The 11,510-nt window shown below is 75.2% G+C and carries 9 protein-coding genes; 7 read left to right on the top strand and 2 right to left on the bottom strand.

What is annotated here, in order from left to right; translation table 11 throughout:
* Positions 1–89 precede the first annotated feature (89 nt).
* Entirely contained in the window at positions 90–626 is a 537-nt protein-coding gene (locus tag ACFTXQ_RS17245; RefSeq protein WP_382641526.1) for an HNH endonuclease, read from the top strand.
* Positions 627–723: 97 nt separating this feature from the next.
* On the opposite strand, the gene ACFTXQ_RS17240 is transcribed toward ACFTXQ_RS17245, so the two are convergent.
* The gene (locus tag ACFTXQ_RS17240) at positions 724–3,768 is read right to left on the bottom strand and encodes a beta-N-acetylglucosaminidase domain-containing protein (protein WP_382641524.1); all 3,045 of its coding nucleotides are present in this window, start codon (positions 3,766–3,768) and stop codon (positions 724–726) included.
* A 215-nt stretch (positions 3,769–3,983) separates the two neighbouring features.
* On the opposite strand from ACFTXQ_RS17240, the gene ACFTXQ_RS17235 reads away from it, so the two are divergent.
* Together ACFTXQ_RS17235 and ACFTXQ_RS17230 are read left to right on the top strand one after the other, a co-directional pair.
* Entirely contained in the window at positions 3,984–6,017 is a 2,034-nt protein-coding gene (locus tag ACFTXQ_RS17235) for a 4-alpha-glucanotransferase (protein WP_382641522.1), read from the top strand.
* A 56-nt stretch (positions 6,018–6,073) separates the two neighbouring features.
* Positions 6,074–6,313, top strand: coding sequence for a hypothetical protein (locus ACFTXQ_RS17230; RefSeq protein WP_382641520.1), 240 nt, complete (start codon positions 6,074–6,076; stop codon positions 6,311–6,313).
* Positions 6,314–6,436: 123 nt separating this feature from the next.
* Here the strand turns inward: ACFTXQ_RS17230 and ACFTXQ_RS17225 are convergent, their stop codons facing one another.
* Positions 6,437–6,934: a MarR family winged helix-turn-helix transcriptional regulator gene (locus tag ACFTXQ_RS17225; RefSeq protein ID WP_382641518.1), complete on the bottom strand. Its 498-nt coding sequence runs from the start codon at positions 6,932–6,934 to the stop codon at positions 6,437–6,439.
* Positions 6,935–7,052: 118 nt separating this feature from the next.
* Between ACFTXQ_RS17225 and ACFTXQ_RS17220 the strand changes: the two genes are divergently transcribed.
* From ACFTXQ_RS17220 to ACFTXQ_RS17205, 4 genes are read left to right on the top strand one after another with little or no spacing between them, the layout of a single operon-like run.
* Entirely contained in the window at positions 7,053–8,354 is a 1,302-nt protein-coding gene (locus tag ACFTXQ_RS17220; protein ID WP_382641516.1) for an MFS transporter, read from the top strand.
* A 48-nt stretch (positions 8,355–8,402) separates the two neighbouring features.
* Positions 8,403–9,338, top strand: a complete 936-nt coding sequence (locus ACFTXQ_RS17215; protein WP_382641514.1) for an EamA family transporter — start codon at positions 8,403–8,405, stop codon at positions 9,336–9,338.
* Between the two features lie 39 nt (positions 9,339–9,377).
* Positions 9,378–10,304, top strand: a complete 927-nt coding sequence (locus tag ACFTXQ_RS17210; RefSeq protein WP_382641512.1) for a DMT family transporter — start codon at positions 9,378–9,380, stop codon at positions 10,302–10,304.
* A 10-nt stretch (positions 10,305–10,314) separates the two neighbouring features.
* On the top strand, positions 10,315–11,214 hold the full coding sequence (locus ACFTXQ_RS17205) for a LysR family transcriptional regulator (RefSeq protein WP_382641510.1): 900 nt from the start codon (positions 10,315–10,317) through the stop codon (positions 11,212–11,214).
* Positions 11,215–11,510: the final 296 nt, after the last annotated feature.

Below are 11,510 nucleotides of genomic sequence, written 5' to 3'. Positions count from 1 at the left end.
GGTGGCGCTTCGACCAGCCGTAAGGAGAGACTGGAGAGCAGATCGTCCCGGCGCGAGCCACGCGCCGCCGGCGTACAAGGAGGCAGTCCGTGCCGCACGTCCTGGTCCTCAACGCGTCGTACGAGCCCCTCGGCGTCGTACCGCTCCGCCGCGCGCTCGTCCTCGTCCTGGAGAACAAAGCGGTCTCTCTGGAGGAATCCGGCGCCTATCTGCACAGCGCGACGAGAGCCGTCCCCGCGCCCAGCGTGGTCCGGCTCAAGCGATTCGTGCGGGTCCCCTACCGGGGGCCCGTTCCACTCACCCGGCGCGCCCTGTTCGCGCGGGACGGCGGCCGCTGCATGTACTGCGGCGCGGTCGCCACCAGCGTCGACCACGTCATCCCGCGCAGCCGGGGCGGGCAGCACGCGTGGGACAACGTGGTGGCGGCCTGCCGCCGCTGCAACCACGTCAAGGCCGACCGCCACCTGGTCGACCTGGGCTGGCGGCTCCGGCACCAGCCGGCGCCCCCCTCGGGCCTGGCCTGGCGGATCATCGGCACGGGTCACAGGGACCCGCGCTGGATGCCGTACCTCCAGCCGTACGGGGCCGAGGACGCGCTGGACCGGATCGGAGTCGCGGCCTCCTGACCCTCGGCTCCCGCCGGGGGCCCGTCCGAGTCCGGGTGCGGCGCCGCCTCCTGGGGCTCCGCCCCAGACCCCGCGCCCCAAACGCCGGCGATCGGGGCTACGGCGTGACCGCGTACGCCTCCGCCGACCAGAGGCTGCAGCCGTAGCGGGTCGCGCGGGACTCGCAGGTGATGCGCACGAAGCGGGTGCCGGGGGCGTCGACACGGAGGGACTCGTGGCCCCCGGCCGAGCCGGTGACCGTCGCGGCGCGCTGCCAGGTCTCGCCGTCCGCGGAGGTCTCCACCCGGTAGGCGGAGGGGTGGGCGTCCTGCCAGTACAGCTCCAGGCGGCCGAGCCGGACCGGGGCCGGGAGCTCCGCCTGCCACCAGGCGCCGTCCACCGGCGGCGAGGACCAGCGGGTGGCGGGGGAGCCGTCCACGGCGGCCCGGGCCGGGAAGTCGGGGGTCTCGTCCGCCGAGGAGCTCGCCCGCGCCGTGCGCAGCAGGTCCGGGCCGCCGGTGCGCGGCACCGCCCGTACCGTCAGCGTGCGGGACTCCCCGTTGAACGTCACCGGGACCGCGTAGGTGCCCGGCGCCGTCGTCGGCGCGACCAGCACCTCGAACGGGACCGACACCCGGCCGCCGCGCGGGGCGACGGCCTGGGCCGGCAGGCGGACCTCGATGCCCGGCGGCGGCTGCGCCGAGAGCGGGCCGCGGACCTCGCCGGACCCCAGCGCGGACAGCTCCGCCGAGACCCTGCGCGCGGCCCCGCCGATCTCCGCGTCCGTGCGGCCCCCGTCCGCCAGCTCGAAGCGGGCCTGCGGGCCGTCCCCCAGCCAGGGGACCACCTGGTGCACCGCGGGCGCGGCCCCCGCCCCCGCCCAGGACAGCCGCACCGCGTCGGCCCGCAGCCCCGCCGTGTCCACCTGGGTCCAGCCCGACGGCGCGGCCTCGCCCACCTTGCGCCAGCCCTCGCCCGGCACGTGGGCCTCGACCGCCGCTCCCCGCGTGCCCGCCGGGAGCGGGTCCGTCATCACCGTCACCGCCGAGATTGGCCGCTCCGCGTCCAGCCGTACCGTGAAGGCGCCCGCGTCCTTCTCCACCGTGCCCGTCGTGCGCGCGGCCCCGGTCCAGGCGTCCGCCTCGGCCGCCGCCTTCTTCAGGAAGGGGTCCAGGACGGCCTGGTCCACCCGGGCGTTCCCCGGCTCCGCCAGTGCCTGCCGGGCGCGCGCCAGCTGCTGGGCGGCCTGCCAGGCGGCGGCCCCGTCCCCGCGGGCCTGGGCCTGGAGCACGTCCACCGCCAGCTCGCCCGCCGTCCCGTAGCGCGACAGCCGCTCCAGCCACGGCCCCGCCTCGCCCGCCAGGGCCGGCAGCCGGGCGGGGGCCTCGCGCAGCACCGTGAACGCCCGCCGCAGTTCGGCGCCGGCCGCCGGGTCACCCGCCGCCCGGGCCTTCCAGAACCGTTCGACCAGCGGCCCCAGGTACGCGGACTCCTGCTGCTTGAGCCCCGACGCGGCCGTGTTCCCGGCCAGCGCCGCCACCGCCTCCCTGGCCCGCGGGTCACCGCCCGCCAGCTCGCGCACCGCCGCCGCCCAGGACTCCGCGGGCCGGTAGTCGCCCGGATTCCACGCGAAGTCCGCCGCCGTGAACAGCGGGACGCGCGACAGGGTGCCCTGCGGCATCGCGTTGGCCAGCAGCGCCGCCGAGCCGCCCGCCACCGCCGGCTCGCGGCCCACGTACGGGCCGAGGAAGATCCGGCCCGGGTCCCAGTCGTTCACCGGGTAGTTGTCCATGGTGACCAGCGGGTGGTCCAGGGCGGAGCGGGCGCCGGCCAGCTCCTTGCCGGTGATGGTGCGCGGCACCACGCCCACGCCCGTCCAGGCCACTTCCACCCGCCGGTCCAGCGCGCCCGCCAGGGCCGTCCGGTAGGCGGTGGCGCCCTCCTGGTAGAACTCCGTCGGCAGCAGCGACAGCGCGGGCGCCCCCGGATACCGGGCGGCCAGGTGCGCCGCCAGCTCGTTCGCGACCTGCGCGTGCGCCTTCGCGGCCGCCGCCGGACCCTTCCCGAACCGCTGCCGGTCCGCACGGCAGCCCCACTCGGTGTAGCTGACGTCCTGGAACTGCACCTGGAAGGCGCGGAAGCCGAGGTCCCACATCGCGTCGAGCTTGCGCGCGAGTGCCGCGCGGTCGGCCGCCGAGGACAGGCACATCGACTGGCCGGGGGTCACCGCCCAGCCCAGCACCACCCGGTTGGCGCGGGCCCGTTCGGCCAGCGCCCGGAACTCCTCCTGCCGCTCCGAGGGGTAGTCCTGGCGCCAGCGCGTCGTGCGGTACGGGTCGTCGCCGGGCGCGATCAGCAGCCGGTTCTGCTTGGTACGGCCCATGAAGTCCAGCTGCGCGAGGCGCTGTTCCCCGCTCCACGGCTGCCCGTAGAAGCCCTCGACGATCCCGCGTACGGGTGCGGCGGGCCAGTCCCGCACGTGCACCCCGGGCACCTTCCCCCCGCCGGCTTCGAGGAGTTGGCGCAGGGTCTGCGCCGCGTGGAACAGCCCGTCCTCCCCCGTGCCCGCCAGCGCGACGGTGTCCCGGCCGCCGGGCCGCCCCACGGCCAGCCGGTAGCCCCCGGCCGGCAGGTCCCCGACCTCGGCCGCGCCCAGCGCCCGCAGGGCCTCCTGTGCGTCCGGGCCCTGGAGCCGTACGACGGTGCCCCGGTCCGGCAGCGGCTGCCCGGGGGCCGGTTCGTGCAGGGTCCGTACGCCCGCTGCGCGCAGGGCGTCCCGTACCACCTGGACGGCGTGCGGGTCGGCGTCGGACGGGGCCACCAGTACGGCCTCGGCCCCCAGCGGGACCTCGCGCGCCGGATCGGCCGCCATCGACCGCGGCCGTGGCCATACGGCAGGGCCCTCGGCCGGGGTACGGGGGAAATCGGCCCCGGGGTCGGGCACCGGGCCGGACGAGCCGAGGGCGGCCGTGGCGGCGGAACCGGCGGCCGGGGTCCGGGCGGAGCCGCCGGGACTGCCGGAGCCCGCGGTACCGCCCGGGCCGTCCGGAGCGGACAACGCGGCGAACACCCCGGGGTTCAGGGCCGCGACGCCGCCGCCGAGCAGCGTCCCGATCACCGCGATGGCGGCGGCCGTCGCCCGCTTCCTGCCCCTGAGCTGCACAGAGCCTCCTCGTCCCGAGACGTCCCCCGCTCGTACGAATGAGCCCGAGCCCACCACCAGTGCGGGCGGAGTGTCAATGCGGGTGGGTGATCTGACCGGGATAGGCCAGGAATGCGATGCCTCCGAGTGGGTATGGCTGGGGTGTTTCCCGGCGGCGTCCCACCCTTCTGCACCACCCTTCTGATCCACCCTCACGCACGAAGGAGTGCCCGTAGATGGACGACCTCGCCAGGCTCGCGGCCCTGCACGGCATCGCCACCGCCTACCATCCCGCCGCGGACGTCACGGTCCAGGTGCCGCGGAGCACGGTCGTCGCCGTGCTCGGGCTGCTCGGGGTGGCCGCGCAGACGCCGGATGACGTCGCGGTGAGCCTGGCCGCGGCCGAACGGGCCGCGGGGGCGCGGGTGCTGCCGCCCGTGCTGGTGCGGTGGGCGGGGGAGCCGGAGCCGGCGGAGCTGGCGGGGCTGCCGGCCGGGACGCGGATCCGGCTGTCGCCGGACCCGGACGGGTGGGGTGCCGGGCCGGGCGCGGCCTCCTGCGAGCCGGCCGGTGTCGTCGAGTGGTGCGTCGGGGACGGGGGTGTGCTGCCCGGCGGGTTGGCGCTCGGGGTTCATCGGATCACCGCCGCCCTGCCCGACGGGCGTGCCGCCGAGACGACCCTGATCCATGCTCCGGACCGGGCGCCCGCCGCCCCGGAGCGGGCGCACGGGCTGCTCGTGCAGTTGTACTCGCTGCTCTCCGAACGGTCCTGGGGCATGGGGGACCTCGGAGACCTGGCCGCGCTCGCCCGGTGGGCGGGGCGTACCCACGGTGCCGGGTTCGTCCAGGTGAATCCGCTGCACTCGGCCGTGCCCGGCCATCCGACCGATCCGTCTCCCTACCGGCCCTCGTCGCGCCGGTTCCCGGACCCCGTCCACCTGCGCGTCGAGGACGTCCCGGAGTACGGGCTCTGCGCCGAGCGGGAGGTGCTCGCCGAACTCGCCGGCCTGGGTGGTGAGCTGCGGCGCGAGGTGCTGGAGAAGGGTGCGCTGATCGACCGGGACGCCGTCTGGGAGCTCAAGCGGCGGGCGCTGGAGTTGTTGTACGCCGTTCCCCGTACGCGCGAACGCGAGGACGACTACCGGCGGTTCTGCGGCGAGCAGGGGGCGGCGCTGGACCGACATGCCGCCTGGTGTGCCGTCGCGGCCGGGGAGGACCCCGAGGAGCGCGCCGACTTCCACCGGTGGCTGGTCTGGCTGACCGACGGTCAGCTCGCCGCCGCGCAGCGGGCCGCGCGGGAGGCCGGCATGGCCGTGGGCATCGTGCACGACCTCGCCGTCGGCGTGCACCCCGAGGGCTCGGACGCCCGGACCGGCCCCTTCCACGCCGGGCACACCTCGGTCGGCGCCCCGCCGGACGCCTTCAACGCGCGCGGCCAGGACTGGGGGCTGCCGCCCTGGCGCCCGGACCGGCTGGCCGCCACCGGGTACGCGCCCTTCCGGGCCCTGCTGCGCGGGGTGTTCCGGTACGCGGGCGCGCTGCGCATCGACCACGTGATGGGCCTGTTCCGGCTGTGGTGGATCCCGGAGGGCGCCCCGCCCGCCGAGGGCACGTACGTCTCGTACGACGGCGAGGCCATGCTGGCGATCCTCGTGCTGGAGGCCCACCTGGCCGGGGCCCTGGTCATCGGCGAGGACCTCGGGACGGTCGAGCCGCGGGTCCGCCGCGCGCTGGCCCGGCGCGGGGTGCTCGGCACCTCGGTGCTCTGGTTCGAGCGGGACTGGGACGGCGCCGGGAGCCCGCTCGCGCCGCAGGCCTGGCGGGCCGACTGCCTGGCCACGGCCACCACCCACGACCTGCCGCCGACGGCCGCCAAGCTGGCCGGCGGCCATGTGGAACTGCGCGACCGGCTCGGCCTGCTGACCCGCCCGGCCGAGGAGGAACGCGCCGAGGACGCCGCCGACACCGCCGAATGGCTGGAGCTGCTGGACCGGCTCGGCCTGGACACCAAGGGCGAGGAGGCCGCCGTACGGGCCCTGTACGGGTTCCTGCTGCGCACCCCGGCCCGGCTGGTCGGCGTATGGCTGCCGGACGCGGTGGGGGACCGGCGGCCGCAGAACCTGCCGGGGACCTGGGACCAGTACCCCAATTGGCGGCTCCCGGTCGCCGATGCCGGGGGGCGGCCGCTGACCCTGGAGGAACTGGCCGCCTCGCCGCGGGCGAACGCCCTGCTGAGCGCGGTGCGGGCGGGGGCCGCCGGGGGCGGGTGACCCCGTACGGCACCCCCGGGCGCGCGGGTCGTTTGGGTGTTCGCTACGTTTGCACCGTGGACAAGAAGAACGCTCTGCGCGCCGGCGCCGTCACGGCCGGAACGACGCTGATGATGCTGCTGATGACGTCTCCCGCCCTCGCGCTGACCCGCGACGACGGTGACGACCCGGGTAAGGGCCTGAGCATTGGCGAGACGCTGGGCCTGTTCGTGGCCGCGCCGATCGTGCTGTTCCTGGTCATCGCGGGCCTGGTGATGGTCGGCGACAAGTCGCGCAAGCCGCAGAACCAGGGCTGATCCAACACTTCCCGGGGCGCCGGGGGTCCGTGGCGATACCGTCACGACCCCCGGCGCCTCGGCATGTCCGGGCGCATGCCGCCCGGCCGGGGCCGCGGCTCCCCGGTGCCGCCCGCCGGAGGCCTACGGCATGTCGGCGAGGAGCCTGCGGAGCAGGCCGTTGAGCACGTCGATCTCCTCCTTGCCCAGCCCGGTCAGCGCCGCGCGCTGGACCTCCAGCCCGGCGGTGACGGCCTCGTCGATGAGCGCGAGGCCGCGGTCGGTGATCGTCACCTGGAGCCCGCGGCGGTCGTGCGGATCCGGCTTGCGAGTGAGCAGCCCGGCCTTCTCCAGCTTGTCCAGACGCCCGGTCATGCCGCCCGTGGTGAGCATGAGCGTGGCCGACAGCTGACGGGGCGAGAGGGTGTACGGGCTTCCGGACCGGCGCAGGGTGGCGACGACGTCGAACTCCCCGCGGGAGATCCCGTAGCGGTTGTAGGTCCGCTCCATTTCGTCGCCCATGGCCTTGGTGATCCGGTAGATCCGGCCGAAAACGGCCATGGGGGCGGTGTCCAGGTCCGGTCGTACCGCGTACCACTGGGCGGTGATCGCGTCGACGGCGTCCTTGTTGGCCTCGGTCATGGGCGAAGTATCCAGTTCCGCTTGTTCGTTCGCAAGAAAGTTGCTTGACGGAAAGTAGCTTAGCGGTAAGCTACTCTTTAGTGACCTACTTCGGGCGGCCCACTTCGGGGGAGACGTGATGAGCGCAGCCAAGGCAAGTGCCGAGACGCGAGTGGCGGGGGAGCGCTCGTTCCTCGTCGGCGTCGGGATCAGCGCGGTCGGGATCGGCATGTACATCCCCTTCTCGCTCGTCTTCTTCCACCACGTCACCGGCCTCTCCTTCACCGTCGTCGGCCTGGTCATGACCGTCACCGGGGTCGCCGGACTGGCCTTCATGCCGCTGGCCGGCACGGCCGTCGACCGGTTCGGAGCCAAGAAGGTCAACCTCGTCCTCTACGGGATCCGGGCGTTCGGCTTCGCCCTCTACCCCTTCGCGAGCAGCCTGCCCGCCTTCGCCGCGGTCGCCCTCGTCACCGCGCTCGCCGACCGCTCCTTCTCCGTCGTCCAGCAGTCCCTGATCGGAGAGGTGGCGCGCGGCACCGCCCGCGACCGGCTCCAGGCCTCCATCCGGGCCCTGCAGAACGCCGGGATGGGCGCGGGCGCCCTCCTCGTCTCCGGAGTGCTGGCGGTGTGGGGGACCGGCGGGTTCACGTACACCGCCTGGGGCAACGCGCTCGCCTTCGCCCTCGCCGGACTGCTCGTCAGCCGGGTCCGCCCCCTCCGCGACGCCGGGGCCGCGGGCGCCGCCGAGCGCACCCCCGCCGGCTACCGGATGGTGCTGCGCGACCGCCCCTTCCTCGGGCTCACCGCCGCCAACTTCCTCACCGCGCTGGGCTACTCCGCCCTCTCGGTCCTCTTCCCGCTCTACCTCTCCACCTGGCTGATGGCGCCCGACTCCCTCACCGGAGCCGCCTTCACCCTCAACACCGCCCTGTGCGCCGGGGTCGGCGTACTGATCGCGAGCCGGGTCCGCCGCTCCGGCGCCCGCCGCACCCGCTCCGCCGCCCTCGGCTCGCTGCTCTTCGGCGCCGCCTTCGTCGGCCAGATCGTGCTCGGCACCGTCCGGCCCGGGCAGACCGCCACCCTGGTCGCCCTGATGGTCATCGTGGTCGTCTACACCCTCGGCGAGCTGGTGCACAGCCCCTCCGGCGGCGCCCTGTCGGTCTCCGCCGCCCCCGAAGCCGTCCGCGGCCGCTACCTCGCCACCTACCAGCTGTCCTACTCGCTGGCCAGCGCCCTCGCCCCCTCCCTCTTCACCGCGCTGCTCGCCGTCGACGGCCGCCTGCCCTGGGCCGTCCTCACCGTCACCGCGCTCGGCGCCGCCCTGGCCCTGGTCCGGCTGGAGCGCCACCTGCCCGCCGAGGCCGTCTACGCCGAGCCGCCGGCCCCCGTCGGGGCCTGCGCCCCGGCGCCCCGCTCCTCGGCGCCCGCCGCCGCCTGACCCGCCCGCCCCGTAACCCGTTCCTCACCTGCCGAGGAGTTCCCCGCCGTGAAGCGCATCGCCACCGTCGCCCTGACCGCCCTCGCCCCCATCTCCTGGGGTTCCACCTACGCCGTCGCCACCGAACTGCTGCCGCCCGACCGGCCCCTGTTCACCGGCGTGATGCGGGCCCTGCCCGCCGGACTGCTCCTGACCGCCCTCGCCCGCACCCTCCCCAAGGGCGAGTGGTGGTGGAAGTCCGCCGTCCTCGGCACGCTCAACATCGGCGCCTTCTTCCCGCTGCTGTTCCTCTCCGCCTACCGCCTGCCCGGCGGGGTCGCGGCCGTACTCGGCTCCGCCGGCCCGCTGTTCGTCGTGGGCCTCGCCGCCCTCGTCCTCGGGGAGCGGGCCAGCCTGCGCACCGTGCTCGCCGCCGTCGTCGCGGCGTTCGGCGTGAGCATGGTCGTCCTCACCGCCGAGGCCAAGCTCGACCTCGTCGGCATCATCGCCGGTGTGGTCTCCTCCGCCTCCATGGGCGCCGGAACCGTCATGACCAAGCGATGGGGCCGCCCCGAGGGCGTCGGACCGCTGGCCATGACCGGCTGGCAGCTCACCGCGGGCGGGCTCGTCATCATCCCGATCGCCGCCCTCGTCGAAGGGGCGCCGCCCGCGCTCGACGGCAAGGCCTTCCTCGGCTACGGCTACATGATGCTGATCAACACCGGGATCGCGTACTGGCTCTGGTTCCGCGGCATCGGAAAGCTCACCGCCACCTCGGTTACCCTGCTCGGTCCGCTCTCCCCGCTCACCGCCGCCGTCATCGGCTGGGCCGCCCTCGGACAGTCGCTGACCCCCGTACAGCTGGTGGGCATGGCGATCGCCTTCGGAGCCACCGTCGCCGGCCAGCTCGCGGCCGCCCGCACCGCCTCGCAACCGTTCACTTCTACTGAACAGATCGATCAAAACATTTCGATAGACCTGAGCGATGGGCAGGTGCGACGGTAGTCCCACGACAACCGACCGACCCCGAGGGGGAGACACACAGTGGCCGTCATGGACCGCGTCCGCACCGTTTCGCAGGCACAGCCCGCCACCGCGGGGAAGAAGGGGGCCGCCGGACTCGGCGTCCTCCTCGCCCTGCTCGCGACGGTCGTCTGGTCCGGCAGCTTCGTCGCCACCCGGGGAATGGCCGAGACCGTCCCGCCCGTCCAGGCCGTCTTCTGGCGGTGGATCATCGCCACCCTCGCCGTCGCCCCCTTCGCCGCCCGCCAGGCCTGGCAGCAGCGGGCCCTGATCCGCAAGCACTTCGGCTTCATCGCCCTGGCCACGCTGTTCGGCGTCACCCTCTACAACACGCTCGTGCACCAGGCCGGACTGACCACCTCCGCCTCCAACATGGGCATGATCATGGCCGCCTCGCCCGTCATCATGGCGCTCTACGCCCGCCTCGGCGGCGAACGGCTCGGCGCCCGGCGCACCTTCGGACTCCTGCTCGCCGCCTTCGGTGTGCTGCTGCTCGTCGGGGACGGCTCCATCGGCTTCGACTTCGGCGCCGGCGACCTGTGGATGTTCGCCGCGGCCCTCTCCTTCGGCACCTACAGCGCCCTGCTCAAGCGCAAGCCCGCCGAAATCGGCGGACTGGCCTTCCTGCTCACCACCTTCGTGCTCGGCGCGCTGATGCTGGCCCCCGCCTACGCCGTCTCCCTCTCCGTCCAGGGCGGCTTCGCGATCGGCGCCGCAACGGTCGGACCGCTCCTGTACGTCGGCGTGTTCTCCTCGGCGGTCGCCTTCTTCGCCTGGAACAAGGCCATCTCGATCATCGGGGCGGCGCGTGCCGGAGTCGTCTACTACCTCCAGCCGGTCTGCGTCGCGATCCTCGGCTTCCTGCTCCTCGGCGAGCAGACCGGACCGGCGCAGCTGCTGTGCATGGCGCTGATCCTCGGCGGTGTCGGGCTCGGTGCCCGGCGGTAGGTTCGGCACCGTGACCGAGTGGGACATCAAGAAACTGCGGATCCTGCGGACCCTCGCCGAACAGGGGACCGTGACCGCGACGGCCGAGGCGCTGCACATGACGCCCTCGGCCGTTTCGCAACAGCTGACCAACCTCGCACGGCAGTTGGGGGTGGTGCTGCTGGAGGCGCAGGGCAGGAGGGTGCGCCTGACCGACGCCGCGCATCTCGTACTGCGGCACGCGGAGGCGGTGTTCGCGCAGCTTGAGCGGGCCGACGCGGAGCTGGCGGGATATCTGGCCGGAGACGCGGGGGAAGTGCGGGTCGGGGCCTTCTCCACGGCCGTGCCGGCGCTCGTGGTGCCGGCGGTGGCGGCGCTGCGCGGGACCCACCCGGGGGTCGAGGTCCGAGTACGGGAGACGGAGGCCGCCGAGTCCTACGAGCTGCTGTCCGCCGGGGGTGTGGACCTGGCGCTGTCCCTGGCCGCCCATGCGCCGACCGCGCGCGATCCGCGGTTCACCCGGGTCACGCTGATGGAGGACCCGCTGGACGTGGCGCTGCCGCCGGACCATCCGCTGGCCGCGGCGGCGGACCTGCGGCTGGCCGATCTGTCCGGGGACCCGTGGATCTACGGGGGCAGCGGCCCGTGGTCGGAGATCGCGGTGGGGGCGTGCGAGGCGGCGGGGTTCGTGCCGGAGCAGGCGCACTCGGCGTCCGGGTGGACCGCGATCCTGGCGATGGTCGAGGCGGGGATGGGGGTGGCGCTGGTGCCGCGGATGGTCTCCAGCCGGGCCCCCTCCGGGGTGGCGGTGCGGGTGCTGGCCCATGACCGGCCGACGCGGCACGTGATCGCGGCGGTCCGCCGCGGCGCCGAGGCCGCGCCCGCCGTGGCCCACGTCCTGTCGGCCCTCCACACCGCCGCCGGGGGCTAGCCGCCTCGACTGCTGCCGGTGCCGTCCCGCTGCTGCCGGTGCACGTGCCGGTGCCGCTGCGCGGGGCCGTCCCCTACCCGCCCTTCCACCGTTCCCCGGGGCTCCGCCCCGGACCCCGCGCCTCAAACGCCGGCGGGGCCGGATATGCCTCCGGCGGGGCCGCAGAGGCGGAGCCCCGGGCGTGGAGCCGCGGCCGCCGGGCGCGGGGGGGGGCCCCCGGGGGGGGGGCGGGGGGGGCCCCGCCCCCCCCGCCGGGGCGGGCGCCGGGGGCGGGAGCCCCCCGGGGACGCCCCCCC

This window comes from Streptomyces sp. NPDC057010 (assembly GCF_042673805.1).
In the GTDB taxonomy this organism is placed as follows: domain Bacteria; phylum Actinomycetota; class Actinomycetes; order Streptomycetales; family Streptomycetaceae; genus Streptomyces.
This window is presented reverse-complemented; position numbering and strand designations above follow the sequence as displayed.

Bases quoted from the DNA above. Each gene is read 5' to 3' on its own strand.
- ACFTXQ_RS17235 (WP_382641522.1), top strand. From the start codon at position 3,984: ATGGACGACCTCGCCAGGCTCGCGGCCCTGCACGGCATCGCCACCGCC.
- ACFTXQ_RS17225 (WP_382641518.1), bottom strand. From the start codon at position 6,934: ATGACCGAGGCCAACAAGGACGCCGTCGACGCGATCACCGCCCAGTGG.
- ACFTXQ_RS17220 (WP_382641516.1), top strand. From the start codon at position 7,053: ATGAGCGCAGCCAAGGCAAGTGCCGAGACGCGAGTGGCGGGGGAGCGC.